The 25,697-nt window shown below is 73.2% G+C and carries 18 protein-coding genes; 9 read left to right on the forward strand and 9 right to left on the reverse strand.

Annotated elements, in window-relative coordinates; translation table 11 throughout:
• Positions 1 to 19: 19 nt before the first annotated feature.
• Positions 20 to 328, reverse strand: a complete 309-nt coding sequence (locus GVV76_RS05085; protein ID WP_159523104.1) for a DUF4193 domain-containing protein — start codon at positions 326 to 328, stop codon at positions 20 to 22.
• A 268-nt stretch (positions 329 to 596) separates the two neighbouring features.
• Here GVV76_RS05085 and sepH point away from each other — a divergent pair, with 268 nt between their 5' ends.
• Entirely contained in the window at positions 597 to 1,802 is a 1,206-nt protein-coding gene (gene sepH / locus GVV76_RS05090; RefSeq protein WP_159625438.1) for a septation protein SepH, read from the forward strand.
• Positions 1,803 to 1,830: 28 nt separating this feature from the next.
• Here the strand turns inward: sepH and GVV76_RS05095 are convergent, their stop codons facing one another.
• Positions 1,831 to 3,135 carry an alkaline phosphatase family protein gene (locus tag GVV76_RS05095; RefSeq protein WP_159625440.1) on the reverse strand — a complete coding sequence of 435 codons (1,305 nt, stop codon included), beginning with the start codon at positions 3,133 to 3,135 and terminating at the stop codon, positions 1,831 to 1,833.
• A gap of 70 nt (positions 3,136 to 3,205) precedes the next feature.
• On the opposite strand from GVV76_RS05095, the gene GVV76_RS05100 reads away from it, so the two are divergent.
• A complete protein-coding gene (locus tag GVV76_RS05100) occupies positions 3,206 to 5,713 on the forward strand; it encodes a DNA gyrase/topoisomerase IV subunit A (RefSeq protein WP_159625442.1) in 2,508 nt (835 codons plus the stop codon).
• 29 nt (positions 5,714 to 5,742) lie between these two features.
• Complete coding sequence (locus GVV76_RS05105; protein ID WP_159625444.1) at positions 5,743 to 7,365, forward strand: amidohydrolase; 1,623 nt, start codon at positions 5,743 to 5,745, stop codon at positions 7,363 to 7,365.
• Positions 7,366 to 7,380: 15 nt separating this feature from the next.
• Here GVV76_RS05105 and GVV76_RS05110 read toward each other — a convergent pair whose 3' ends face one another.
• Both GVV76_RS05110 and GVV76_RS05115 read right to left on the reverse strand, forming a co-directional pair.
• Positions 7,381 to 8,424: a GNAT family N-acetyltransferase gene (locus GVV76_RS05110; protein WP_159523114.1), complete on the reverse strand. Its 1,044-nt coding sequence runs from the start codon at positions 8,422 to 8,424 to the stop codon at positions 7,381 to 7,383.
• Positions 8,425 to 8,677: 253 nt separating this feature from the next.
• Positions 8,678 to 10,930: a DNA gyrase/topoisomerase IV subunit B gene (locus GVV76_RS05115; protein ID WP_159625446.1), complete on the reverse strand. Its 2,253-nt coding sequence runs from the start codon at positions 10,928 to 10,930 to the stop codon at positions 8,678 to 8,680.
• A 285-nt stretch (positions 10,931 to 11,215) separates the two neighbouring features.
• On the opposite strand from GVV76_RS05115, the gene GVV76_RS05120 reads away from it, so the two are divergent.
• From GVV76_RS05120 to GVV76_RS05130, 3 genes are all read left to right on the forward strand, one after another.
• Positions 11,216 to 11,764, forward strand: coding sequence for a DoxX family protein (locus tag GVV76_RS05120; RefSeq protein ID WP_159523118.1), 549 nt, complete (start codon positions 11,216 to 11,218; stop codon positions 11,762 to 11,764).
• A complete protein-coding gene (locus GVV76_RS05125; protein ID WP_159625448.1) occupies positions 11,752 to 12,150 on the forward strand; it encodes a DCC1-like thiol-disulfide oxidoreductase family protein in 399 nt (132 codons plus the stop codon). Before GVV76_RS05120 ends, GVV76_RS05125 begins: the two co-directional genes overlap by 13 nt.
• Before the next feature lie 103 nt (positions 12,151 to 12,253).
• Positions 12,254 to 12,520, forward strand: a complete 267-nt coding sequence (locus tag GVV76_RS05130) for a DUF7455 domain-containing protein (RefSeq protein ID WP_159625450.1) — start codon at positions 12,254 to 12,256, stop codon at positions 12,518 to 12,520.
• A 239-nt stretch (positions 12,521 to 12,759) separates the two neighbouring features.
• Here GVV76_RS05130 and GVV76_RS05135 read toward each other — a convergent pair whose 3' ends face one another.
• The gene (locus tag GVV76_RS05135) at positions 12,760 to 13,305 is read right to left on the reverse strand and encodes a hypothetical protein (RefSeq protein WP_159625452.1); all 546 of its coding nucleotides are present in this window, start codon (positions 13,303 to 13,305) and stop codon (positions 12,760 to 12,762) included.
• Positions 13,306 to 13,399: 94 nt separating this feature from the next.
• On the reverse strand, positions 13,400 to 15,022 hold the full coding sequence (locus tag GVV76_RS05140; protein WP_159523126.1) for an RNA polymerase sigma factor: 1,623 nt from the start codon (positions 15,020 to 15,022) through the stop codon (positions 13,400 to 13,402).
• 264 nt (positions 15,023 to 15,286) lie between these two features.
• Here GVV76_RS05140 and GVV76_RS05145 point away from each other — a divergent pair, with 264 nt between their 5' ends.
• Positions 15,287 to 16,438: a polyprenyl synthetase family protein gene (locus GVV76_RS05145; protein ID WP_159625454.1), complete on the forward strand. Its 1,152-nt coding sequence runs from the start codon at positions 15,287 to 15,289 to the stop codon at positions 16,436 to 16,438.
• Positions 16,439 to 16,501: 63 nt separating this feature from the next.
• Entirely contained in the window at positions 16,502 to 18,712 is a 2,211-nt protein-coding gene (locus GVV76_RS05150) for a Stk1 family PASTA domain-containing Ser/Thr kinase (RefSeq protein ID WP_159625456.1), read from the forward strand.
• 81 nt (positions 18,713 to 18,793) lie between these two features.
• Here the strand turns inward: GVV76_RS05150 and GVV76_RS10585 are convergent, their stop codons facing one another.
• The 3 genes from GVV76_RS10585 to GVV76_RS05165 all read right to left on the reverse strand — a co-directional run bounded on the left by GVV76_RS10585 (position 18,794) and on the right by GVV76_RS05165 (position 25,232).
• On the reverse strand, positions 18,794 to 22,078 hold the full coding sequence (locus GVV76_RS10585; RefSeq protein WP_159625459.1) for a hypothetical protein: 3,285 nt from the start codon (positions 22,076 to 22,078) through the stop codon (positions 18,794 to 18,796).
• A gap of 90 nt (positions 22,079 to 22,168) precedes the next feature.
• Positions 22,169 to 23,533, reverse strand: coding sequence for a class II 3-deoxy-7-phosphoheptulonate synthase (locus tag GVV76_RS05160; protein ID WP_159625461.1), 1,365 nt, complete (start codon positions 23,531 to 23,533; stop codon positions 22,169 to 22,171).
• A gap of 469 nt (positions 23,534 to 24,002) precedes the next feature.
• Positions 24,003 to 25,232 carry a pyrophosphate--fructose-6-phosphate 1-phosphotransferase gene (locus tag GVV76_RS05165; protein ID WP_159523488.1) on the reverse strand — a complete coding sequence of 410 codons (1,230 nt, stop codon included), beginning with the start codon at positions 25,230 to 25,232 and terminating at the stop codon, positions 24,003 to 24,005.
• Between the two features lie 203 nt (positions 25,233 to 25,435).
• Here GVV76_RS05165 and GVV76_RS05170 point away from each other — a divergent pair, with 203 nt between their 5' ends.
• Positions 25,436 to 25,684 carry a hypothetical protein gene (locus GVV76_RS05170; protein WP_159625463.1) on the forward strand — a complete coding sequence of 83 codons (249 nt, stop codon included), beginning with the start codon at positions 25,436 to 25,438 and terminating at the stop codon, positions 25,682 to 25,684.
• The last annotated feature ends 13 nt before the right edge of the window (positions 25,685 to 25,697 follow it).

Genomic DNA, 25,697 nt, shown 5'->3' on the forward strand with positions numbered 1-25,697 from the left:
GCCGGCGGTGGGGCGGCGGTCAGCCGGCGCAGTCGGTGCACACCGGCAAGCCGGTGGCGTCGTCGATGTGGGCGAGCTGGCTTCGGTGGTGGACGAGGAAGCACTCCGAGCAGGTGAACTCGTCCTCGAGCTGGGGCACCACGTGGACGCTCAGCTCCTCGCGGGACAGATCGGCGCCTGGGAGCTCGAAGCCCTCGGCGACCTCGTTCTCATCCTCCTCGATCGCCTCGGAGGACTGATCCTTCTGCCGGGCGGCGGTCAGTTCCTCGATAGAATCGGCTTCGGGCTCGTCATCGTGCTTACGCGGGGCGTCGTAGTCAGTCGCCATGGGCCACGTCACTCTCTCTCGTCGACGGCTCGTCACGCGGGGTCCGGCAGCAGGGGCACTACCGGGCAGGCTCGCCTCCACGCAGAGGCGGTCCCGTTCAGAGCAGGGCACGCGCACCATAGCACCGCTGAGGATCAGCGCAAGCCCCCGTGAGACGGGGCGTCCTGCCCGGTCCGGGAGCGGCTCACCGGCGGGTCTCCCCGGCTTGGCCGCCCTGTGATGGCAGGCTGTGCCCTGGAACGAGAGATCCTTGAGGAGGCGCATTGCCATGATCGAGCTCGAGCTCCTGGGCGCGAACGGCGACACGGTCGTTCTAACGGATGCCGACGGCGAGCGCTACAGCGTTGTGATCGACGATGCCCTGCGCGCCGCGGTGCGCCGTGACCGAATCGCCGCCCTGGCGCAACCCGCGGACGCCGCGCCGACGGACTCCCCCGTGCGCCCCAAGGACCTCCAGTCCCTCATGCGGGCCGGGGCCTCGGCGGAGGAGGTGTCCGCCGCCACCGGCATGAGCCTGGAGCACGTGCGCAAGTACGAGGGCCCGGTCATCGCCGAGCGCCGGTGGGCCGTCCAGCAGGCTCAGGCCTGCCGCATCGGCTGGGGGAAGGACTCCCCCGTCCTGGGCGACCTCGTCGTCGACCGCCTGGCCACCCGTGCCGTCACGCCCGCCAGCCTGGAGTGGGATGCGATGCGCGAAGGGCGCGACCCCTGGCGCATCTGCCTCACCTTCGTCCAGGGCGCCCAGGAGAAGCAAGCGCGCTGGCTCCTCGACCTCTCCGCTCGCACCGTGACCGCCCTCGATGACGAGGCCCGCTGGCTCACCGAGGCGGCCTCGCCCTCAGCGCGGCGCCCCGACGTCTTCGACCAGGATGACGCCCCGGCGCCGGGCGCGCTCCTCTCCACATCGCGCACCAGTCGCACGGTCCCCACGGGGCTGCCTGTCATGGACAGGCCCCTGGAGGGCGCTCGGGACGGGGCCGCCCCCGCGCTGGACCCCACCGACGCGCTCCTGGCGGACCTGGCCTCCAGCCGCGGGCGGCGCGTGGAGGTCGGCGTCCCCGACGACGACCCGGCCGGCGCCGACGCCGCCTGGGACCCCACCGCCCAGGACCCGTCCCAGGGCGAGGCCCAGGTGCTGTCCATGGAGGGTCGCCGCCGCCGCGCCAAGGGCTCCTCCAACCACCCCGCCGGCAAGCGCAGGGGCGGCGCGGGAGAGAGCCAGGAGCGCGGCTCCGACACCGCTAAGGGCTCGAAGGGGCCCGGTGAGAAGGGCTCCCGCTCCCGGCGCGGCAAGGCCGTCGAGCCCGCGGACGTCTCCGACCCCACCACGGAGGTCGCCGCGGTGGCCCGCATCAGCGGCATCCATCAGGAGGCGCTGCCCGAGATGCCGCAGGCCTCCACCAAGCCCAAGCGGCGGGCGCGCCGCTCCGTGCCCTCCTGGGACGAGATCGTCTTCGGCGCCAAACCCGAGTAGGCGGGCGCGCGGGCGGCGGCTCCCAGCGTCAGGCGCTCGTGATGAGCAGGGGGATGCGCGTCTCGGCGCCGGTGAAGGAGCCGTGGACGCCGGGCATCCCCAGGACGGCGTCGGCGTGGACGCGCGGGTCGAGCACCACCCAGGCGCCGGCGGCCGCCACGAGCACGTCACCGGTGACGCCGCGCGCCCTCTCGCTGAGCGGGCCGAGATGCTCTCCGGCCTCGTCGCGGGTGCCGACCCACAGCGCCCTCTCCCCCAGCTCCTCCCGCCAGCGCTCGGCGACCGCCGCTGCTCGCTCGGAGCGCTCGGCGTCGTCGCGGCCGCCGACGTAGAGGTGGGTGAATCGCGGCTCCCCCGCCACGCAGGCAACGTCCCGCATGAGGCGGGGCGAGTCGGTGACGAGGAGGCGGTGCTCGTCGTCGGTGTCGACCATGCCGTGGTCGGCGGTGAGCATGATCCGCGTGCCGCCCGGGACGCGGCGGACGAGCTCGGCCATGAGGGCGTCCAGTCGCTCCAACTGGGCCAGCCACTTCTGCGAGCGCCAGCCGTGGGCGTGCCCGGCGTGGTCGAGCTCGCCCACGTACAGGTAGACGAGAGGGACGCCCCGCCTCAACGCCTCGGCGGCGTGGCCGGCGCGCGATTCCATGGCGTCGGCCCCGATATGCGGGGCGCCGCGCAGTCCCGCCTCGGTCAGGCCCGAGCCGGCGAAGCGGGCAGGGCCGATCGTCACGGCCAGGGGCCGGTCCGCGGCGGGGCGATCGGCAGGACGAAGGCGCTCGAAGATCGTGGGCACGTCCTGCCAGGCGCGCGGGTCCGGGCAGTGCCCCTCCCAGGAGATGAGGCTGAGCAGATCGGAGCCGGCGGGGGCGCCCTCGGCGGAGGCCGGTGGCAGCAGGGGGTTGCGCACCGAGTAGCCGACCATGCCGGTCGTGCCGGGCAGGGCGCCCGTGCCGAGCGCGGTGAGGGCGGCCGCCGTCGTCGAGGGCCGGCAAGTGACGGCGTCGGGGCCCGGCCCCTGGCCCGCGCGGGCGGCGGCCTCGGAGTCGGCCAGCAGGCCCCGCAGGACCGGGGCGTGGCCCCGCCGCTCGCGCAACTGGTCCAAGCCGAGCCCGTCCACGAGCACGACGACGGTCGGTGGGGCCGATGCGGCCCCGCCCACCGGCATCAGCCCCCAGCGCACGGCGGCGTCCTCAGCCTGGGCGCGCGTGAGAGCGCCGTCGGGGCCATCGGCCAGGGAGAGCCCAGAGGCGAGGGCGGCGGCGCCCAGGACCTCGCGCAGGTGCGGGACAGGGGCGGCCGTGGGCCGATCCCCCGGGTTGTTCGGCGTCGTCATGCGGTCATTGTGCCACCGGGCACGGGTGTCGCTGCCCGGGCGGGGGCCGCCCGAACAGGACAATGCCCCCATGCCGAAGTCCGCCACCCGCACGCCCCCTCCGACCGACGGCGCGATCGTCGAGCAGGATCTCTCTAGCGAGATGCGCTCAAGCTTCCTGGAGTACGCCTACTCCGTCATCTACTCCCGGGCCCTGCCCGACGCCCGTGACGGCCTCAAGCCCGTCCAGCGCCGCATCCTGTTCCAGATGGACCGCATGGGACTGCGGCCGGACCGCCCGCATGTGAAGTCCTCGCGCGTCGTCGGCGATGTCATGGGCAAGCTGCACCCCCACGGGGACGTGGCGATCTACGAGGCGCTCGTGCGCCTGGCCCAGCCCTTTACCATGCGCCTGCCGCTCATCGACGGGCACGGCAACTTCGGCTCCCTCGACGACGGCCCCGCCGCCCCCCGCTACACCGAGGCCCGACTGGCCGCCCCCACCCTGGCGCTGACGGCGGACATCGACGAGGACACCGTCGACTTCGCCCCGAATTACGACTACACGCTCACCGAGCCGGGGGTACTGCCCGCGGCCTTCCCGAACCTGCTGGTCAACGGCGCCTCGGGCATCGCCGTGGGCATGGCGACAAATATGCCGCCACACAACCTGGGCGAGGTCGTCAGCGCCGCCCGCCACCTCATCGAGCACCCGGATGCCACGCTGGAGGACCTCATGGCCTTCGTGCCGGGCCCGGATCTTCCCGCGGGCGGCATGATCGTCGGCCTGGACGGCATCCGGGAGGCCTACCGCACGGGCCGCGGCAAGTTCCTCACCCGCGCCACCGCCCGCGTCGAGAACGTGACGGCCCGCAAGAAGGGCATCGTCGTCACCGAGCTCCCCTACTTGGTGGGTCCGGAGAAGATCATCGCGGCCATCAAGGACAGGGTCGCCTCCAAGAAGCTCCAGGGCATCACCGACGTCGCCGATCTGACCGACAGGAAGAACGGGACCCGCCTGGTCATCGGGGTCAAGAACGGCTACAACCCCGAGGCGGTCCTGGCCCAGCTCTACCGGCACACGCCGCTGGAGGACTCCTTCGGCATCAATAACGTGTGCCTCGTGGACGGCCAGCCCCGCACCCTGGGCCTGCGCGAGCTCCTCGAGGTCTTCGTGGGCCACCGCCTCAGGGTGGTGGAGCGGCGCACCCGCTTCCGCCTGGGCAAGCGGCGCGAGCGCGCGCACCTGGTGGACGGCCTGCTCATCGCCATCCTCGACATCGATGAGGTCATCGCGCTCATCCGCTCCTCGGAGGACGCGGCCACGGCGCGGGAGCGCTTGCAGCAAGTCTTTGACCTGTCCGAGGCGCAGGCCTCCTACATCCTGGAGTTGCAGCTGCGGCGCCTGACCAAGTTCTCCGTCATCGAGCTGGAGAAGGAGCGTGACGAGCTGGCCCGGGAGATCGAGGCCCTGGAGGCGATCCTCGCCGATGACGTCCTCCTGCGCCGAGTGGTCTCCCGCGAGCTCGCCGCTGTCTGCGAGGACTTCGCCACGCCGCGCCGCACCGTGCTGCTGGAGGCCCCCGGCGCCGCCGGCCCGCGCTCCGCCAACGGCGCGGGCGGCTCGGATGGGGCGGCGGGGCCGGCCACGGTGGGCCTCATGGCGGGCGTCAAGGACGTGCCCTTGACAATCCCGGACGACCCGTGCCGGATCCTGCTGTCCGCCACGGGCCTCGTGGCGCGCGCGGCGGGGGCCGAGCCGGTGCCCCGCTCGGGCGCGAGACAGCCCCATGACGCCCTGGTCTCCCAGGTGGCGACGACGGCGCGCGGCCGCGTGGGCGCGGTAACCGACACCGGCCGCCTCGTGCGCCTTGACGTGGTCTCCGCCCCCGAGGTCCCGCGCCTGGAGGGGGCGCCCTCCCTGGCGGGGGGCACCCCGGCGCGGCTCCTGGTGGAGATCGAGCCCGAGGAGCGCGTGGTGGGGCTCGTGCCGGTGGGCGACGCGGGCGCGAACCCGATCGTCCTGGCCACGGCCGCCGGCGTCATCAAGCGCGTCAAGGTGGGCGATGAGCCCGCCAGGGGCGATTCCTGGGACGTTATCTCCCTGGCCGAGGGCGATTCCGTGGTCTTCGCGGGCACCGCCGCCGACACCGATGTGCTCACCCTCGTGGCCTCGGACGCCCAGCTGCTGCGCTTCGAGGCCTCGAAGGTGCGCCCGCAGGGCCGCGCGGCCGGGGGCATGGCGGGGATCAGCCTGCACGACGGCGCCCGCGTGGTCGCGGCGTCGGCGGTGAGCGCCGATCTGCTGGCCGAGGCAGTGGTGGTGACCGTGGCCGCCAGCGCGGGCGCCCTGCCCGGAACGGGCGGCAGCGTCAAGGTGACGCCCCTGGACCGTTACCCGGCCAAGGGCCGGGCCACCGGGGGCGTGCGCGCTCAGAGGTTCCTGCGCGGCGAGCACGAGCTGGTCCTGGCATGGGTGGGCGTGGGCCCGGCGCGCGCCGTCGGCTCGGGGGGCCAGAGCATCACCCTGCCGGGCCCCGACGAGCGCCGCGACGCCTCCGGAATCCCGACCATCTCGCCCATCACCGCCATCGGCTGATCGCCGCCCGGGGCGCGTACAGTCCTGCCATGAGCGGTCTTCTCATCCGTGGCGCGCGCCCTGTCCGCTTCCGCGGTCGCAGAGAGCTGGGGCGCCTGCGCGCCGCCGCGCGCGCTGGGCTGAACGAGCCCCCGGCCCCGGGCGGCCCCACGGATCTGAGGATCGAGGCGGGCGCCGTCGTCGAGATGGGGCCGGCCCTAGCGCGCCACGACGGCGAGGAGGTCCTTGACGCGGGGGGCGCTTGGCTCATCCCCGGGCTGTGGGACGCCCATGCCCACCTGGACCTGGAGGCCGCCCGCGTGGCGCGCCTCGACTTGGGGCGCGCCACGCGGGCCGAGGAGGCCCTGGCGATCGTCGCGGCGCGGGCCCGGGCTCTGCGCTCGGGCGCGGCGGATGGTCCCGCGCTCATCCAGGGATTCGGGCACCGCCTGTCCAACTGGCCGCGCGTGCCCAGCGTGGCCGAGCTCGACGCCGTCACCGGCCCGATCCCCACCGTCCTCGTCTCGGGCGACGCCCATTCCGGGTGGGTGAACTCGGCGGCGCTCGCGCTGCTCGGCCTGTCTCCCGCGACCAGCGCCGACCCCGGCGCGCCGTTGATGGAGGGCGAGTGGTTCGCCGCCTTGAACCGCCTCGACGACATCCCCGGCTCGCGCGAGCTCGTCGAGTCGGGCTACCGCGGGGTCTTGGAGGACATGGCCGCCCGCGGCATCACCGGCGTCACCGACATGACCTGGGGGCAGGACGCCCCCGCCTGGGCCGCGCGCCTGGATCGCATGAGCGCGACCGGCCCCCTGCCGGGCCTACCGCGCATCCGGGTGTCGACCTACCGCGAGGGCCTGGAGGAGCGGATCGACGCCCATCTGCGCACCGGCGACCCCCTGCCGGGCTCCCCCGTGGGCGGCGACGGCGCGGCGCTGCTGACGCAGGGGCCTCTCAAGATCATCTCGGATGGCTCCATGGGCACGGGCACGGCCCGCCTGCGCAGCCCCTACCCTGCCGATCTGGGCTTGGCCCACCCCCATGGGGTGATGAGCGTGGGGCTCGACGAACTCACCGGCCTGCTGGGCCGGGCCCACGAGCATGGGATGACGGCGGCCGTCCACGCCATCGGGGACGCCGCGCTCATCGACGTCGCCCGGGCCTTCGCCCGCACGGGCGCGCGGGGACGCGTGGAGCACGCGCAACTGCTGCCGGCCGATGCCGCCGGGCCGGAGGGCGCGCTGACGGTGCTCGTGCGGCTCGGCGTCGAGCTGAGCGTCCAACCGGCGCACCTCATCGACGACTGGGCCGCCGTGGGGCGGGTGTGGCCGGGGCTGGAGTCGCGCTCATACGCCTTCGCGGACATGGCCGCGGCCGGAGCCATGCTCGCCCTCGGCTCGGATGCCCCGGTGGCGCCGCTCGATCCGTGGCTGGCGATGAGCGCCGCCGTCGGCCGACGCGCTCCGGACGGCTCGGTGTGGTCCCCCGAGCAACGCCTGAGCGCCGAGGAGGCCCTGGCGGCCAGTGTCGACGGCGCCGGGCCCGTTGACGTGGGGTCGCGGGGCGACCTCGTCCTGCTGCCGGATAATCCCCTCAGGCTCGGCCCGGAGGAACTGCGGGCGGTGCGCCCACTGGCCACGCTGGTCGCCGGCGCCCTGACCGCCCACCGCTGAGCATCACTGCCGGGATCACACATCCAGGCCGTAGAGGATCGTGCCGCGCGTGGGCTGGTAGCCGAGCCGCTCGTAGAGGCTGCCGGCGCCCGTCGGGCTCGCGGAGTCGACGCCGGCGGCGGCGTACTCCATGCCATCGGCCGCGTAGGCGCGCATGGCCGCGGCCAGCAGGGCCGCGCCGAGGCCGCGGTCGGCGTACTCGGCGAGCGAGCCGAGCATGTCGGTGTAGCCCTCCTTCCAGCCCAGCGCCTCCCAGTCCTGCTCGTACCGGCTGGACAGGAGGTACCCGGCGATCCGGGCGCGGTCGCTGGAGCGGTCCAGGGCCACGAAGGACCACTCGGGGGCGAAGAAGGCCCGGCCCGCGGCCCACCGCTCGGGGCTCATCGGCTCCGCGCCGGCGTCGTCTGCCGCCCGGTTGTGGGCCCGCAGGATCGCCTCGTCCAGGTCCTTGGACCACGGCTCGATGCTGAGGAAGCGGTCCACGGGGGCCGTGGGGATCGGCTCGCTCAGCGAGCGGCGCACCTCCCGGTACCAGCGCTGGGGCGAGTATCCGAGGTTCTCCAGATGCGTCTTCATCCGCTCATCGTCCTCGAGCACCGTGGTGATGATGTGGGCGGGGATGAGGGAGCCATCGCCCTGCCTCCCCGCGCGCTCGGCGCCGATGAGGTGGCGGGCGCGCTCGGACTGCCAGTGCAGGATCGCCCCGCCGATGCCCCGGCCCCGCCAGCGCGGGTCGACGACGCCGAGGATGGAGGCGAAGATCTCCGCGGCCGGGCGCACCCGGGCGAGCCCGAAGGCGCGCATGACGCCATCGGAGTCCCTCCCGGCGACGCCGGAGTACGTGGGGTCGAGGAAGTACTCGGCGGTCTCCTGCTCGGTGGTGCGGTAGGGGGGATCATCGACGTCCTCGGCCCGGGCAACGAGCGCGGCCAACTCGGCGTTGTCGGCGGGACCCAGGGGCCTCCAGGACAGGGAGCGGGGCAGGGCGGAGCGCGCGCCCGGGCGCATCATCGACCACGCCGCGGCCGCGGTGGCCTTGGGCCGTCCGTAATATGCCATTACCGCCTCCCTGCTGCCTGATCCGATGCCCCGGAGATGAGCCGCCGACGAAGCACCGATGAGTTGCCGCCGCCGGCTCCACGGCCGGCCCGCTGCCGGCCTCATCCGGGGGCGCTCGTGTCCTCAGCGACACCCGCCCCGGCACCGGGACCCGTTCCCGGCAAGGTTACCGGAGAGGCGGGGCCGGCCCCTCCTCCTGCAGGTGGAACCGGGAGCGGCCCGGGGCGGGCGGTGGCCGGCCGCTCGCCGTCGCTCAGGCGTCGATGCGCTCGCGGTCCACGGCGTCGGCCCCGGCAATGATGAAGTCGCGGCGCGGCTCCACGCTGGAGCCCATGAGGAGCTCGAAGACGTCCTCGGCGTGGGTCAGGGCGGCCTCGTCGGCCAGGGTAATGCGGCGCAAGGTGCGGTGCTCGGGCTCCATGGTGGTCTCGGCGAGCTGATGGGCGTCCATCTCCCCCAGGCCCTTGTAGCGCTGGGGCTCCTTGAAGGAGCGCCCCTGCTTCTCAAGCCGGCGCAGGGTGTGCACGAGCTCGTTGTCGGAGTAGGTGTAGATGATCTCCTTCTTGCGGCGCCCGGAGCCGGAGGCCTCGACGCGGTGCAGGGGCGGAACGGCCGCGTACACCCTGCCGGCCTCGATCATGGGGCGCATGTAGCGGAAGAAGAGGGTGAGCAGGAGGGTGCGGATGTGGGCGCCGTCGACATCGGCGTCGGTCATGAGGATGACCTTGCCGTAGCGGGCCGCGTCAAGGTCGAAGGTGCGCCCCGAGCCTGCGCCCACCACCTGGATGATCGCCGAGCACTCGGCGTTGCGCAGCATGTCCGCCTGGGAGGCCTTCTGGACGTTGAGGATCTTGCCGCGGATGGGCAGCAGCGCCTGGTACTCGGAGTTGCGGGCGTTCTTGGCGGTGCCGAGCGCAGAGTCGCCCTCCACGATGAACAGCTCGGAGTGGGCGACATCGTTGGAGCGGCAGTCGGCGAGCTTGGCCGGCAGGGTGGAGGTCTCCAGGGCGGTCTTGCGACGGGTGATCTCCTTGTGCATGCGCGCGCTCACACGGGCGCGCATCTCCCCGACGACCTTCTCCAGCAGCGATCGGGACTGGGTCTTCAAGTCCCTCTTGGTGGAGGTGAGCAGGGCGGTGAGCTCCTTCTCCACGACGCGCGCGACGATCTGGCGCACGGGGGCGGTGCCCAGGACCTCCTTGGTCTGCCCCTCGAACTGCGGCTCGGGCACCCGCACGGTGACCACGGCGGTCAGGCCCGCCATGATGTCGTCCTTCTCGATGCGGGGGTCCTTGGCCGTCATCCTCAGGGCGCGGGAGTTGGCGTCGATCTGCTTGCGCAGCACCTTGACGAGGGCCTGCTCGAACCCGGTGAGATGGGTGCCCCCCATGGGGGTAGCGATGATGTTGACGAAGGAGCGCTCCAGGGTGTCGTAGCCGATGCCCCAGCGCAGGGCGACGTCGACGGAGCAGGTGCGCTCCACCTCCACGGGTCGCAGGTGGCCGGTGGACTTGTCGAGCTGCTGGACGGTCTCGGTGTAAGCGCCCTCGCCGCTGAGCCGGAAGGTGTCAGTCACTGAGGCGTCAGTGGCGAGGAAGTCGACGAAGTCGGCGGTGCCGCCGCGAGCCTGGAAGACCTCGACGCCGTCCTCCCCACCGGTGTCGAAGAGGTCCCCCGAGCCCTCGACTGGGTTCTTGGCGGCCGCCCGCAGCGAGGCCTCGGCCACGGCGTCGTCGGTGGCCCCGGCGTCGGCGGCGGGCGTGCTGGAGGCGGCGACGGCCTCGGCCTCGGGGCGCTGATCGTCAAGGGACAGGGTCAGGCCAGGCACGAGGAAACTGGTCTGGCGCAGGCGGGCACGCAGGGCCCCGGCGTCGTACTCGGTGGGCTTGGGGAAGATCTGGGGGTCGGCCCAGTAGCGCACGCGGGTGCCGGTGACGCCGCGCTTGACCTTGCCGATGACGCGCAGCTCGGAGGCGTCGGTGAACTCGGTGAAGGGTGAGTCGGGGCCGCGGCCGGCGGAGTCGTCGAAGGAGCCCGGGACGCCGCGGTGGAAGCTCATGGCGTAGGTCTTGCCACCGCGGTCCACCTCGACGTCCATGCGGGAGGCCAGGGCGTTGACGACGGAGGCGCCCACGCCGTGCAGGCCCCCGGCGGCGCCGTAGGAGCCACCGCCGAACTTCCCGCCGGCGTGGAGCTTGGTGTAGACGAGCTCGACACCGGTCAGCCCACTGGAGGGCTCGATGTCGACGGGAACGCCGCGCCCGTTGTCGCGCACCTCGATGGAGCCGTCGTCGTGGACGATCACCGAGATGGCGTCCCCATGCCCCTCGAGGGCCTCGTCGACGGCGTTGTCCACGATCTCCCACACGCAGTGCATGAGGCCGCGCTGGTCGGTGGAGCCGATGTACATGCCGGGGCGCTTGCGCACCGCCTCGAGCCCCTCCAGGACGGAGAGGTGGCGCGCGGAGTAGTCGCCTCGGCTGGTCTTGTTCTCGGATGCGGGCACGCCCGGAATCTAGCCGACGCCGAGGCCGCGCCGCTTCTGCCGCGCCGCTGGCGCGACCCGCCGGCCCCGTTCCGGGACGAGGCTCACAGGGGACGCGCTGACATGCGCGGAGTCACGGAAACATCACGATATGACGCCCAGTCTATGAAACCCCTGGAATTAAACGAGTTTCCCTGTGGGTTGTACGCCTCGACAGCGCCGGAGCCAGAACCGCCGCCCCGTCCGCGACTCCACATCCACCACGGCGGTCGATCACCGCCCCAACAATGAGGTTCCTTCACACCCATGCATGACTCCACCACGCCCGAGCAGGCCCCCGAGGCCACCGCGCGCACGGGCTCCGACATCGTCACCTCCCCTACGGCCCGCCGCGCCCTGGCCTCCGGGCGCATCATCGTCGGCGCCTACCTGCTGTGGGCCTTCTTCGACAAGGTCTTCGGCCTGGGCTACGTGGTCCCCCCGGAGGGGGCCTGGATCCGCGGCGGGACGCCCGCGCAGGGGTTCATCAACCACATCAAGGGCCCCTTCGCCGGCGTCTTCTCGGTCTTCGCCAACCCGGTGGGGGACGTCCTGTTCATGGCCGCGCTCCTGGGCATCGGGGCCGCCCTGGTACTGGGGATCGGACTGCGCATCGCGGCGGCGAGCGGCACGCTGCTCATGCTCATGCTCTACCTGGCCGAGTTCCCCCTCATCAACGGTGGCACGAACCCGATCATCGACGACCACTGGCTCTTCGCCGCCATCATGATCACCTCGGCCCTCACCCTCGCCGGTGACACCTGGGGCCTGGGGCGCCGCTGGGCGATGAAGGTGGGCGACGGATGGCTGCGCTGAGCGACGGCGGGCCCCGGCCCCCCGCCCCCGGCCCCGTGCTCGTCTACGACCCGGACTGCTCGGTGTGCACCGCCTTCGTACGCCAGTTGGGCAAGCGCGTCCACCCCTCGACCGCGCTGCAGTTGACCCCCTCCTCGCATTGGGACGGGCCCGGGGCCGAGTGGACCGACCGCTCCGCGGTCTTCTACGACTCGAAGGAGGATGCCTTCCACGTCGAGGAGCAGGCCATCGGGCGGGCGCTCATGATCGCGGGCCCGCTGCCCAGGGTCGCCGGCAACCTCATCATCCGCCAGCCTCTCAAACCGCTGGCCAGGACCGTGTACCGGGCGATCGCCCGCAACCGGCACAGGGTCGGCTGCCAGGGCTCGTGCTCCCTGCCCCGGTAGCGGGCGAACGCCCCGGGTCGGCTGACGGCGAACGCGCTGCGCCCGGGGCGGAAACCGGCGGACACGGGCTGGGAAGTCCGCCCTCCTGTGGTGCAATCGAGCCATGACAACCGCGAGCACTTCCGTCGTCGAGCGCCCGGGCCGCGCGCCCGAGGCCGTCTCCAGCGCCGAGGGCGCCGACGTCGAGACCCGTCCCCTGACCACGGCGGACCGCTGCGACGCCTGCGGCGCCCAGGCCTGGGTGCGCGTAGTCCTCGTCTCGGGAGAGCTTCTGTTCTGTGCCCACCACGGGCGCGCGCACGCGCCGGCGCTCGCTGAGCGGGCGCTGTTCATCCAGGACGAGAGCTCCCGCCTCACCGAGGGAGCCTGATCCCGAGCCCGTTCCCCCGGTGTAGCCGGCATTACGCGAGCGCGCCCGATCCGCGAAGGATCGGGCGCGCTCGCCGCCGTTACTCCGCCGTCACGCCGCCGTCACTGGACGCGCGGCCCGGCCAGCGCCGGCGGAGGTGGCGGACGGGACCGCGACCACGCGTGACTGGCCGCCATGGCATCGCGGCCAGGGGGCGCGCGGCTCCTGGCCGCGATGGGACGCGAGCCCGCGCTCGGGCGTCAGCCGGCGTCCGTGGCCTGGACTCCCTGGCCGTGGAAGTTGGACTGGACGACGGTGCGGTCGCCCAGGGGCGCGGCGAGGGTGACCCTCACGGTCGCCATCTCGAGGATCGCCGGGCAGTGCACGGGGGCGCCCGGCAGGCCCCCGACGGAGAGGTTGATGTCCACGGCGCCGGGCGATTCCCCGACATCTGTGTGGACGCCCAGACAGGTCGCCGAGCCGGTAGAGAAGGCGAGCTCGATCGTAGTGTCGTCAATGGCGCGCCAGGTGTCCCACACCTGGGGCTCGGGGGTGATGAGGTCGTCGCGCGAGACCCACTCACCCCCCGTGCTGGCCTGGGTGGCGGTGGGCGCCCCGGTGGTGGCGGGCTGCCCGGTGGTGGGCGCCCCGGTGGCGGCGGGCTCCTGCGATGCTGAGGAGCCGGAGTCCTTGGAGCCCTTCGACTGGGAGCAGGCGGCGACCAGCAGGGGAAGGCCGACGGCGCCCAGGCCGAGCACCAGCCGCCGGGCGGGCGGGCCAGGGCGGGAGGGGAATGTGTTTCTCATGCGCCCATCCTCCCCTGGACCAGCGTCCAGCGTCCAGGAGCCCGCAGGTCAGTGGCGGCGGGGCCACTGACCACGCGCGGAGCGGGTCCCGGGATCAGTCGAGGTAGTCGCGCAGGACCTGGCTGCGCGAGGGGTGGCGCAGCTTCGACATGGTCTTGGACTCGATCTGCCGGATACGCTCGCGCGTGACCCCGTAGACCTTGCCGATCTCGTCGAGGGTCTTGGGCTGGCCATCGGTCAGGCCGAAGCGCATGGAGACCACGCCAGCCTCCCTCTCGGACAGGGTATCGAGCACCGCGTGCAACTGCTCCTGCAGGAGGGTGAAACTCACGGCATCGGCGGGGACCACGGCCTCGGAGTCCTCGATGAGGTCACCGAACTCGCTGTCCCCGTCCTCGCCGAGCGGCGTGTGCAGGCTGATGGGCTCGCGGCCGTACTTCTGGACCTCGACGACCTTCTCCGGCGTCATGTCCAACTCGACGGCGAGCTCCTCCGGGGTGGGCTCGCGGCCCAGGTCCTGGAGCATCTGGCGCTGCACGCGGGCGAGCTTGTTAATGACCTCCACCATGTGGACCGGAATGCGGATCGTGCGGGCCTGGTCCGCCATGGCGCGGGTGATGGCCTGGCGGATCCACCACGTGGCGTAGGTGGAGAACTTGTAACCCTTGGTGTAGTCGAACTTCTCCACGGCGCGGATGAGGCCGAGGTTGCCCTCCTGGATGAGGTCCAGGAAGAGCATGCCGCGGCCGGTGTAGCGCTTGGCCAGGGAGACCACGAGGCGCAGGTTGGCCTCGAGCAGGTGGTTCTTGGCGCGCTGGCCGTCTTGGGCCACCCAGTGCAGCTCACGGCGGTACTTCGCGGGCAGGTCGTTGCCCTCGGTGGCCAGCAGGTGCTCGGCGTACAGGCCGGCCTCGATGCGCTTGGCGAGCTCCACCTCCTGCAGGGCGTTGAGGAGCGCGACCTTGCCGATCTGCTTGAGGTAGTCCTTGACCGGGTCCGCCGTGGCGCCGGCGGTGACGACCTTCTGCGCGGGCTCGTCGGCGTCGTCGGAGTCCGAGACGGTGAAGGAGCCGTCCTTGTCGCGGTCCTTGGCGCGCTTGCCGGCCTTCTTGGCGGCGGCGCGCTCGGCCTCCTCGCGGCGCATCCTCTCCAGCTCCCCGGTCAGGGCGGCGATCGAGGGCTCCATCTTGATGCCCTTGATGACCCAGCCGCGGAAGATGTAGCCGTTCTCGGCCAGGAACTCGCGGGCCACCAGGGGCGCGGAGTCGCCGATGGTGAAGCGCGGGACGGGGCCATGGCCGTACGGGGCCAGGGTAATCGGCTCCTCAAGGGTGCCGTTGCCGTCGATCTCCAGGCCCTCCACGATCGTGTGGGAGCGCACGTAGAGGGTGGCCCCGGGGGCGAGCTTGACGCCCTTGAGGGCGGCCGGCGTGTTGAAGGGGCGCTTCTTCGTGCCGTCGCCGTTCTCCCCCAGGTTCACGTCGAGGTAGTAGTCGCGCAGCTCCGGGGCCGGGCCGTCGTCGTCCTCGGCATCCTCGTCGTCCTCCTCGTCCTCGGGATCATCCTCGTCGGAGTCCTCGTCCAAGTCGTCGTCGAGGTCCTCCTCCTGCTCCTCGGAGTCATCGGAGTCCGCATCGAGGTCGAAGTCGTCCTCGGGGATCTCATCGGCGTCGTCGATGTTCCGAGCACGCTTGCGCAGGGCAGTGGAGGAAGCCACGGGGCACCTTTCACGTGGGGATTCTGCTCGGCGGCCGACCAGCCCCTCGGCTCCCCTCATCTCCATTCCGGGAACCGGGCGCAGTCCACCACCATCGCAGCGGGCAACCCAGCAATTGTAGCGTTTATTCCCGCTGCGCCCGGCATCGGCCCAGCGCAGTGGTGCTCGGCGGCCCCAGGCGGGCGCCCCCGGGATCAGCCGACCGCCTGGGGCCCGCGTCGCCTCTCCCGCGACTGCCGCCGTCTTTGCCACTAACCTGGCGCCATGACGCAGATCGACCGCACGATGAGCCTCGTGCGCCAGGCAGTGGACGAGCGCCTCTCGCAGGCGATCGCCGAGCGGAGGGACGAGTGGTCCGATGCCGGGCCCGCCGCGGCCGAGCTCCTCGACGCCGCCGCCGATCTGCTGCGGGGCGGCAAGCGGATGCGGGCCGTGCTGGCCGCCATCGCCCTGTCCGCGACCACTGATGGCGCGCGCCGAGAGGATGTCCTGTCCGGGCGAGCCTGCGCCGGCCTGGGCGCCGCCCTGGAGCTCTACCAGGCCAGCGCCCTCATCCACGATGACGTCATCGACGCGGCGCTGACCCGCCGGGGCCTGCCCGCGGCCCACCGCCGCTTCGCCACCGCCCACCGGGGCTCCCACTGGCTCGGCGACGCGGAGGCGCACGGCCGCAGCGCGGCGATCCTCCTGGGGGACCTGCTCCTGTCCGCCGCGGGCGCCGAACTCGGGGCGGCCCTCGCCCAGTGCCCGCGGGGGACCCGGGCGGCGGCGCGGGCCGCCTTCGACGCCATGACGGAGGAGGTGGCGCTCGGCCAGTACCTGGACGTGCGGGCGGAGTCCCTGCCCCTGCCCGATGAGGGCGCGGATCACGCCGCCGCCGGGCGGGCGATGGAGGAGGCCGCCCTGGCCGTGGTCCTGCGCAAGTCGGCCCGCTACTCCGTCATGCGCCCCCTGCTCATCGGCGCGCTCCTGGGGGGGCTGCCGCCCGGGGGTGAGGGGGCCCGCCGCCTCGCGGAACTGGGCGAGGCCGCCGGGGTCGCCTTCCAGCTGCGCGACGACGAGCTCGGGGTCTTCGGCGACCCCGCCTATACGGGCAAGCCCGCCGGGGACGACCTGCGCGAGGGCAAGCGGACGGTGCTACTGGCGCTGGCCTGGCAGCGCTGCGACGCCGGGGGCAGGGCGGTCCTGCGCCGCGTCCTGGCCAACGCCCGGGCGGATGCTGGGGAGATCGCCGCGGCCGCAGCGATCATCGAGAAGTGCGGGGCCCGGGCCGCGCACGAGGAGAGGATCGAGGCGCACGCCGAGCGGGCGCGCCGGGCGCTCGAGGCGCTCATCACCGCGGAAGCGGGGCTCTCCAGGAGCGCCGCCGCCGACCTGGCCTCCGTCATCTCCCTGCTGACCGACCGCAGCGCCTGACCCACGCGGGCTGCCCCGGCGCTGCGGTCCGGCGCGGGCTCCCGGGCCCCATACAATGCCGTCGTGTCCCACGACCCCCTGACTGGCCGGATCGTCGACTCTCGCTACGAGGTCGGCCAGCGAGTGGCGCGCGGCGGCATGGCCACGGTCTACAAGGCTCATGACCGCCGTCTTGAGCGTGATGTCGCCCTCAAGCTCATGCACGCCCACCTGGCGGACTCCCCCGACTTCGTCGCCCGCTTCCGCAGGGAGGCCAGGGCCGCGGCGCGGCTATCCAATCCCGGCGTCGTCGCGGTCTACGACCAGGGCGCGATCGACGGCATCGCCTACATCATCATGGAGTACGTGCCCGGGCCCACCCTGCGGGACCGCATCGCCTCGGGCCCCCTGACGGTCGCCGAGGCCCTGGAGATGACCAGCCACGTGCTCCGGCCGCTGGGCGCCGCGCACCGCGCCGGCCTCATGCACCGGGACATCAAGCCGGAGAACGTCCTGCTGCCGGCGGACGGCTCCGTGCCGAAGGTCGCCGACTTCGGTCTGGCCCGGGCGGTCACGGAGGCCACCCAGACCTCCACGGGCAACATCCTGGGGACGGTGGCCTACCTCGCCCCCGAGCTCATCACCTCCGGGGCCTCCACGCCGCGCGCCGACGTCTACTCGGTGGGGGTCATGCTCTTCGAGCTGCTCACCGGCGAGCAGCCGTTCAGCGCCGACACCCCGATCCAGATCGCCTTCCGCAACGTTCACGAGGACATCCCCGCGCCCTCGACGCGCGCCGATGGGATACCGGCCGCCGTTGACGGGCTCGTGGCCTCGATGACCGCACGGGACCCGCAGGAGCGGCTCGCCAACGCCGACGACGCGCTGCGCGCGGTGAGGGAGGCGGCCGCTGAGGCCGTGGATGAGGCCGGGGCCGACGGCGCGCCGGCCACCGGCGCCGCCGCGGCGATCGGCGCCATGCTGAGCGCCGCCATGGGCGCGGCCGGTGAGGAGGGCGTCAGCCGGGCCGCCTCCCCGCCCGGGGCGAGCAGCGGAGCGGAGACGACCAGCGCGGATGTGGCGGGCAGTGCCGGCAGCGCTGACGGTGCCGCCGGTGCCGCCGGTGCCGCCGGTGCCGCCGACTCGGCGGGCGCGCCCGGCGCGGCGAGCCCGGCCGACGCTCCCAGCCCCGCCAGCGCGGGAGTCTCCGCCAGCGCGGCCACGCCCGCCGAGGCCTCGCTGACGGCCCGCCTGCCCCGGAGCCCCCTCGATCCGGGCGCCATCACTCCCAGCGCCGGTATGCGCACGGTTTCCCTGCCGATCGGCTCGATCTCCAGCACGAGCGGCGATGATGCCGACGGCGAGAAGGATCCCGACGCGCGCGCGGCCGGGCTCCTCGGTCGCCGCCTCCTCATCGCGGGTGGCGCGCTCGCCGTCCTCGGCGCGGTGGGCGGCGCGGGCGCCTGGTACTTCGCCGCCGGCCCGGGGCGCCGGGTCAGCGTCCCCAGGATCGAGGGCATGACCACGGAGGAGGCCAGTGCCGCCGTCTCCGGGGCGGGACTGGTGTGGGCTGAGCCGACCAAGGTCTACTCCGACTCCGTCCCGGCCGGCACGATCATCTCGGCCACGCCGGCGGGCGGCACCTCGGTGACCGTCGGGGCGCGCATCCAGACCGTCGTCTCGCTCGGCGTTGAGCGGAAGACCGTGCCGGACGTCGTGGGCAGGACCGAGCACGACGCCCAGACCGCCATCATCGACGCGGGCCTGACAGTGGGCCAGACCTCGAAGGAGCACTCCTCCTCCGTGGCCCCCGGCATGGTGATCTCCACCGATCCGGGGGCGGGCCAGTCCCTGGACAAGGGCTCGACCGTCAACATCACGGTCTCCAAGGGGCGCCCCTCGGCCACGGTGCCCGACGTCGTCGGCAAGACCGAGGAGGAGGCACGCAAGGCCATCAAGGCCGCTGGCCTGGAGATGGGCATCCCGACCAGGGCCAATGACAAATCGGTCAAGGAGGGCCGCGTCATCTCGCAGTCGCCGAGGAAGGGCGCCAGCGGCGTCCACAAGGGCGACACCGTCGCGCTCGTGATCTCGCAGGGCCCGAAGATGGTCACCGTCCCCGATGTGACGGGGAAGTCCGAGAGCGAGGCGAGGAAGGCCCTCAAGGACGCCGGCTTCGAGACGCAGGTGGACAAGGCCTGGACGGGCCACGTCTTCGGCGAGGTCGACTACACCAAGCCCGCCAAGGGCGAGCAGGCCGCCGAGGGCTCTACGGTGATCGTGCGCATCAAGTGACGCCGCCCCGGTGATCGACCGACGCGGCCAGACGCGTCGGCGAGTCCCGCGACCGGGCGGGCGCCGGGAGGCCCAGACGGCTCACTCAGCGGCTGCGCGCGCCCGGCGCGCCAGGAGGGCGATGATCCCCGTGCCGTTGCCGCGCAGTTCGCGCAGTCGGTCGCGCCAGGGCTCCGGCCAGCCGAGGGCCTGCCCCTGGGCGGTGACGATGGCCAGGGCGAGAGCGGCGCCGGCGGCGTCCTGACGGCGCAGGAGGGCATCGGCGGTGCTGATGGGGATGCCGGACTCGGGCAGGAGGCGCAGTCGGCGGGCGCGCTTCAGCGCCGCGGCGGCGGCTTTGACGAGCTCCCCGGCGAGGCTCGCGTCGCCGGTGGCCCCGGCCAGGCGCTCCAGGGAGGCCAGGCACGCGGCCTCGTCCTCCCAGTCGGTGGCGGCCAGGCGACTGGCCCAGGGAGCGCCGAGCGGGCGGGAGTCGCGCTCGATGTCCTCAAGCAGGGCGCTCATGGCCTCCAAATGCTCGCGGTGCCAGCGGAGGGAGGCGCCATCGTCAGGGATCATGGCGGCGGCGAGGCTCTCCATGCGGCGCGGGTGAGGCGGATCCGCCTCGGGCTGGGCGTTGGGCGCGGCGCCGCGCGCGAGCCGGCGCAGGACCGCCAGGTGCTCGCTCCAGTCGGCCGACAGCGCGCTGTGCCCGGCGATCGCGATGATCGCGGCGGCGGACTCGGCGGGGGCGCCGTCGCGAACGATGCTCTCCAGGAACCTGGGCAGGTCTGGCAGGACGTCGCCCCACTCCCCCAGGGCCGCGATGAGCTCGGGTTCGCGGGCGGCGGCGAGGAGGAGGCGGGCGTAGCGCGGGCGATGGCGGTCGGCGACATGCCGGGGCGATGTTGCCGACAGGGCGAGAGCGGCGTCGCGGCCCTCGGTGGCCACGTGGGCCAGGATCGTCCAGGCCTCGGGGGCGTCGAGCCAGGCGATCATGGCGCGGGCGGCGGCCAGGCGCACATCGGGGCGGGTGTCGCGCGCCATGGCGGCACCGGTGAGGGTGGGCAGGTCCGCGGGGCGGTGGAGGCGGGCGAGGACGCGCAGGGCCTCCTTGCGAGCGCTCATGCGGATGGGGCCGGACAGCGCGCTGGTGAGGATCTTGGAGGCCATGGCCGGGTCGAGGCGCGCCGCGCAGGCCATGGCGCCGTCGAAGGCGGTGCGGGCCCAGTCCTCCCCGGCGTGGTGGACGATCTCGCGCAGGGCGGCCTCGGGGTCGGACAGGTGGGCGAGGGCCCCCAGGGCGGAGGCGCGGGTCTCGGGGGCGCCGTCGTCGAGCCAGGGCCTCAGGTCCTCAACGGTGGTAGCCGGGATGCGCGCCAGGGCGGTCAGGGCGCAGTGGCGCTCAGGGCGGGTAGTGGTGCGCGCGTCGATGCGACGGCGCAGGGCGGAGGCGTAGGAGGCGAGGTGCTCGGGGTCCCAGCCGCGGGCGCCCTTGGGAAGGAGCGCCAGGTAGGTGTGCTCGCGGTGCCAGAAGCGGCCCCGCAGCGGGCGGTCGAGGAAGAGGATCTCGACGAGGTCCTGCCGCATGGTGGCGATGGCATCGGTGACGGGGCGCAGGGCGGCGAAGGACTCATCGCGGCGCACGAGCTCGGCCACGCGCTCACCGCGGGTGGCGGGGTCGGCCAGCCAGGCGACGGCGGCCCCCAGGCGGTCCGCGGCGACGGGTGAGTCGAGCGCCTGCACGAGGAGGGAGTCGAGCAGACGATCGCCGTTCGCCCGGCGTCCGAGGGCGGAGTGGAGGTCGAGGAGGAGGCCACACTCCCCCGCGAGGGACTCCTCGCGAAGCCGCTTGGCGAGGGCCTCGACGGCGGCGGCGGCCAGGGCGCGCCCGGGGGTGATCGGCGGGTGCCACAGGCGCGGCTCGTCGCCGACGGCGGCCTCGAGGAGTCGCGCGGGGGCGGTGGGAGAGCCCCCGGTGGCGATCGCGTGGTCGATCAGCGCCCAGGCGAGGCCCTGCAGGGTCCACTGAGTGGCGGTGGAGGCGTCCTGGGCGCGCACGGCCGCGCGGGTGAAGCCCTCCAGGGGTGTCAGGGGGCAGTTGGCCAGGACGGACAGCGGGATGGAAGCCAGGGCCCTGGCGACGACGAGGCGAACGGGGTCCTGCTCGTGGTCGAGGGCGCCGAGTCGCAGGAGCACGTCGGTGAGCGCGTCGGCGTCGCGGCCGCGCCCGGCGGAGGCGATGAGGGCGGCCCAGGCCTGGGCGCGCTCCTCCACGCCCAGGGCGTGGATGCGGGGCGCCGCCTGGAGCATGGCCTGGTCGGGTGGCAGGAATCCGGCGAGCGAGAGCTGGGCGAGGGCGCTGGCGGCCTCGGGCAGGGCCGCCATGCGCTGGGCCTCGCGCTGGCGCCGGGCTCGGGGTAGAACCTCCAAGAGGGCGTCGGAGTAGTGGCGGTGGGTGGTGTCGATGCCGTCGAGGGCGCCGTCGAGGACCTCCTCGCGATCCCGGGGAGGCAGGGCCGCGAGGATGGCGGCGAGGCGGCCGTCGTCGTCACGGCCGGCGCGGGCCAGGGCGATGCGCTCGGGGACGGTGAGCAGGTGGAGGGCGCGGTGGAGGCTCTTGACCAGGCGGGCGCTGGCGGTGGTGAGGTGGCGCTGGCCGACGTCGTGGGGGGCGCGGGCCAGCAGGGCGCCGACGGCGGAGGGATTGTGACGCAGGAGGCGCCCGAGGTGGGGGTCGAGGCCGTCGGGGATGACGCGGGTGGGGCCGGCGGTCAGGAGCAGAGCGATGACCCCGCCGGGCAGGCTGGCGGCGAGCGGGGCGTAGGCCGTGCGGGCCCAGGCCCAGGCGCGGTCGCGCTGGACGGGGGCGGCGTCCTCCAGACGGCGGGCGAGCTCATCGAGGACGACCCCGGGGTGCCGCCGGGCCAGGGCGGCGAGGCTGGGCAGGAGGTCGCCGAGGTCGGCGATGAGGGAGCGGGCGGTGGGCTCGTCGGCGGAGGCGAGGAGGCGGGCGCGGTCGGCGTCGGCCAGGGGAAGGCCGAGGAGGATCGCGGCCATGTCGGTGCGCCGCGTGGCGCGGATGCGGTGCTCCAGGGCTCGGCGCTGGTTCAGGGGCAGGGAGAGGTAGCGGGTGGCGAGATCATCGGTGCCGGGGACGGCGCCGCGGCTGAGGGCGCGCACGCGCTTGACGTCGCCGATCGCCCTGGCGGCGGCTAGGACGAGGCCGGCGTGGTAGTCGGAGCGGGCGGCGAGGCCGTCGAGGAGGGGGCCGAGGGCGGGATCGGCGGCATGGTCGCGGGCGAAGCGCACGAGGGCGCGCACGCGATCGGCATGCGGGAAAGAAGGCAACTGCCGAGCCAGGGATTCGGCGTCGGGAAGGGTCATGGGCCGAGACTACCGGGCGGCCTGCCGCTTCTTAGCGCCGGCGGCGAAGCCTTGTCCCCTTCGAGACCTTCCTGGATGCCGGGGCCCGGCTCAGCCGTGGTGGGCTTGGAGCATCTCGGCGACCTCGAAGGCCATCTCGAGGGACTGCTGATGGTTGAGCCGGGGATCGACGAGGGTCTCATAGCGCTCGGCCAGGCCGGCCTCGTCGATGCGCTCGCCGCCGCCGAGGACCTCGGTGACATCCCCGCCGGTGAGTTCGACGTGGATGCCGCCGGGCACGGTTCCCAGGGCCCTGTGGACCTCGAAGAAGCCGCGGACCTCGTCCATGATCGCCTCGAAGCGGCGGGTCTTGTACCCGTTGTCGGAGGTGATGGTGTTGCCGTGCATGGGGTCGGTGATCCAGGTGACGGGGCGCCCGTCGGCGCGGACCGCCTCGACCAGGGGCGGCAGCGCGTCGCGGACGCGTCCCGATCCCATGCGGGTGATGACGCTCAGACGGCCGGGCTCACCATCGGGGTTGAGTCGGTCGACGAGGGCCAACAGCTCTCCCGGCTCGGCGGTGGGGCCGACCTTGACACCGACGGGGTTGCGCACGCCCGCCAGGAGGGCGACGTGGGCGTCGTCGGCGCCGCGGGTGCGCTCACCGACCCACAGCAGGTGGGCGCTGGTGCCGTAGAGGTCACCGGTGCGCGAGTCGCGCCGGGTCATGGCGTCCTCGTACTCCAGCAGGAGGGCCTCGTGGGCGGCGTAGAACTCAACCTGCTTGAGGGCGTCGAAATCGACCCCGGCGGCCTCCATGAAGCGCATGGCCCGGTCGATCTCCTCGGCGAAGGCCTCGAAGCGCTTGTAGGCGGGGTTATGGGTGAAGCCGCGGTTCCAGGAGTGGACCTCGCGCAGATCGGCGTAGCCGCCCATCGTGAAGGCGCGGATGAGGTTGAGGGTGGTGCCGCTGCGCAGGTAGGCGTCGAGCATGCGGGCCGGGTCCGGTGTGCGGGCCTCAGGGGTGAAGTCGTGACCGTTGACCGAGTCGCCGCGGTAGGACGGCAGGGTCAGGCCATCACGGGTCTCGGTGTCGGCGCTGCGGGGCTTGGCGTACTGGCCCGCCATGCGCCCGATCTTGACGATCGGCGTGGAGGCGCCGTAGGTGAGCACCGCCGCCATCTGCAGGATGGTCTGGACCTTGAGACGGATGTCCGTGGCGGTGTTGCCGTCGAAGGACTCCGCGCAATCCCCGCCCATGAGGACGAAGGCCCGACCCAGCGCGGCCTGGGCCATGCGGGAGCACAGGGAGTCGACCTCGCCGGCGAACACGAGCGGCGGGCGCGAGCGCAGGTCCTCCCCAACGGCCGCCAGAGCCCCGGGATCCGGATAGGCGGGCTGCTGCGCGGCGGGACGATCCCGCCAGGTGCCAGGGCTGGCGGTGGCCTCGAGCTTGTTCATCACGCCGATCAGCATAGGTCAGGGCGGGACGGGCCCCCCTCCCCCACCGCATGCCGGGATCAGGGCCAGCCCGGGCTGGACAACCGCCGCCGCCCCTCCGTTCGAGCACCACGGCAACGTCAGCCGATCGCCGACGGCCCGCTAAGACCCAGAGTTGCACGCTCGGAGGACGCCTCAGGATTCAGAACGTTGGAATCACGCGAAGCGATCTCGGGCCGCGGGGTCTCCCGTGTGCATTCGAAGCCCGAATGCACACGGGAGACTCCGGGCGCGTTCAGCGCCCACGCCATTCCAACGAAAAGTCGGAGCGCTCCCGTTGCGAGCGTGCGATTCCCACTCCCCTCGCCTGAGATGGCGCGCCCATGGGCTCTAAGGACGCGCCTGGGGGCGGGCGGCGCCACGCGCGTGGCGCCGCCCGCCCCCAGTGGCGGTTCTGGCCGGGTCGACCGGGTCTGCCTGGTCGGCCGGCCGGGATATCCCCGCCTCAGTGCTCCGAGGCCGTGCCGGCCGGGACGACGGCCTGGCCGAGCTCGCTCATGAGCTCGGTGAACCAGGGCTGGGTGATGTCGAAGGGCTTTCCGCCGGCGATGCGCGGGAACGGGATGGCGCCCAGGGCGTCACCGTTCTCCTCGTCCTGGCCGATGACGCCCGACTCCCCGCGCAAGGCGCAGTCGACCGCGAGGTCGCACATCTGCTTGATGAGGGCGAGGTCCTCTGCGTTGGCGGCGGCGGCGCGCGAGTAGTAGCCGGACTTCTGGACCATGACCTTCTCAGCGCCGATCCGCTCGGCGAACCGCTTGGCGAACCACTGGCCGGGGTTGATGGTGTCGAGCTTGACGTGGCCGAAGGGGTCGCGCTGGACCTCCTCGCCCTTGGCCTCCATCTCCGCGATGATCTCGGGCACGCCGGCGCCCTCGGACAGGAAGACGTTGACGTTGCCCTGCTTGTCCATGATCGCCTTGAGGCGCTCGGCCTCAGCGGCGATGTCGAGCTTGACCTCGGGCAGGAAGACGGCGTGCACGTCCCAGCGCTCCTTGGTCAGGCCCAGCGAGGGGGCCCACTGCTTGGTGTCGAGCAGCTCGTGGTAGCGGCGGGCGGTCTCCGCGGTGAGGTAGCCGCAGTTGCGGCCCATGCACTCGTGGATGATGAGCATGCGCGGGTTGGAGCGGTGCTCGCCGATGACGTTGAAGGCGAATCCGGCGCCCTCCTCAGCGGCGGTCCAGGCGCCGAGGGACTGGCGGACCGGCACGACATCGTTGTCGATGGTCTTGGGCAGGCCGACGACGGTGAGTTCGTAGCCGTTGTCGTGGAGGTAGGCGGCCAGGTCCGCGGCGGTGGTGTTGGTGTCGTCACCGCCGATGGTGTGCAGGACGTCGACGCCGTCCTTGCGCAGCTGCTCGGCCGCGAACTCCAGGGGGTTCACACCCTCGGCCACCAGGCCGCGCTCGACGAGGTTCTTGGCGTTGGTGAGCTTGACGCGGGAGTTGCCGATCGGGGAGCCGCCGAACTCGCGCAGGAGGCCGGCGTTCTTGCGGCCCTCGGCGTCGACGACGATGTAGTTGCCGGTGAGCAGGCCGTGGTAGCCGTACTGGTAGGCGATGATCTCGACGTCGGGAGCGACCTCGGTGTAGCGCTCGATGAGGTCGCCGACGGCGGCGGACAGGCAGGGGGCGAAGCCGCCCGCGGTGAGCAGGGCGACGCGACGGATCGTCATCGTGGGCCTTTCGGTGAAGGTTGAGAAGTGACAGCCTCAATCCTAGCCGTGCGTGCCCGGAGGGCGCTGGCGCCGCTGGCCGCCGCCTCCCCGGTCTCAGTCTCCCCCAGAGCGAAACCGTCGGCTCTAGCCGCAGCAAACCGAATAGAGTTCGGTTATGGCATCCTCCACTGCCATAGTCGCCATTTATGAAAGTAGGTCCCATGCGCGTCCGTCGCCCTCAGATCGCGATCTTCCCCCCTGCCCCGCCCTCGCTGAGCCGACGCACGGCGCTGACGGGGGTGGCGGCCCTTCCAGTGGCCGCGCTCCTCGCCGCCTGCTCGTCCGGTCAAGCGCCGTCATCGGCCCGCGGCGCGGCGGCCACCGGCGCCAGCGAGCCCGCCGCAGTCGATGAGACCAGGGCCCTCGCCGTCCTGGCGGCCTGGGGGGCGTCCCTGGTGCCGGCCGCCTGAGACTGATCGGCCT

The organism is Actinomyces sp. zg296, assembly GCF_009829695.1.
Classification (GTDB): Bacteria; Actinomycetota; Actinomycetes; order Actinomycetales; family Actinomycetaceae; genus Actinomyces; species Actinomyces marmotae.

What these genes read in the sequence shown, in the direction of transcription:
- GVV76_RS05085 (WP_159523104.1), bottom strand. Translation starts at nt 328, where the DNA reads ATGGCGACTGACTACGACGCCCCGCGTAAGCACGATGACGAGCCCGAA.
- sepH (WP_159625438.1), top strand. Translation starts at nt 597, where the DNA reads ATGATCGAGCTCGAGCTCCTGGGCGCGAACGGCGACACGGTCGTTCTA.
- GVV76_RS05095 (WP_159625440.1), bottom strand. Translation starts at nt 3,135, where the DNA reads ATGACGACGCCGAACAACCCGGGGGATCGGCCCACGGCCGCCCCTGTC.
- GVV76_RS05100 (WP_159625442.1), top strand. Translation starts at nt 3,206, where the DNA reads ATGCCGAAGTCCGCCACCCGCACGCCCCCTCCGACCGACGGCGCGATC.
- GVV76_RS05105 (WP_159625444.1), top strand. Translation starts at nt 5,743, where the DNA reads ATGAGCGGTCTTCTCATCCGTGGCGCGCGCCCTGTCCGCTTCCGCGGT.
- GVV76_RS05110 (WP_159523114.1), bottom strand. Translation starts at nt 8,424, where the DNA reads ATGGCATATTACGGACGGCCCAAGGCCACCGCGGCCGCGGCGTGGTCG.
- GVV76_RS05120 (WP_159523118.1), top strand. Translation starts at nt 11,216, where the DNA reads ATGCATGACTCCACCACGCCCGAGCAGGCCCCCGAGGCCACCGCGCGC.
- GVV76_RS05125 (WP_159625448.1), top strand. Translation starts at nt 11,752, where the DNA reads ATGGCTGCGCTGAGCGACGGCGGGCCCCGGCCCCCCGCCCCCGGCCCC.
- GVV76_RS05130 (WP_159625450.1), top strand. Translation starts at nt 12,254, where the DNA reads ATGACAACCGCGAGCACTTCCGTCGTCGAGCGCCCGGGCCGCGCGCCC.
- GVV76_RS05135 (WP_159625452.1), bottom strand. Translation starts at nt 13,305, where the DNA reads ATGAGAAACACATTCCCCTCCCGCCCTGGCCCGCCCGCCCGGCGGCTG.
- GVV76_RS05145 (WP_159625454.1), top strand. Translation starts at nt 15,287, where the DNA reads ATGACGCAGATCGACCGCACGATGAGCCTCGTGCGCCAGGCAGTGGAC.
- GVV76_RS10585 (WP_159625459.1), bottom strand. Translation starts at nt 22,078, where the DNA reads ATGACCCTTCCCGACGCCGAATCCCTGGCTCGGCAGTTGCCTTCTTTC.
- GVV76_RS05160 (WP_159625461.1), bottom strand. Translation starts at nt 23,533, where the DNA reads ATGCTGATCGGCGTGATGAACAAGCTCGAGGCCACCGCCAGCCCTGGC.
- GVV76_RS05165 (WP_159523488.1), bottom strand. Translation starts at nt 25,232, where the DNA reads ATGACGATCCGTCGCGTCGCCCTGCTCACCGCGGGCGGCTTCGCCCCC.
- GVV76_RS05170 (WP_159625463.1), top strand. Translation starts at nt 25,436, where the DNA reads ATGCGCGTCCGTCGCCCTCAGATCGCGATCTTCCCCCCTGCCCCGCCC.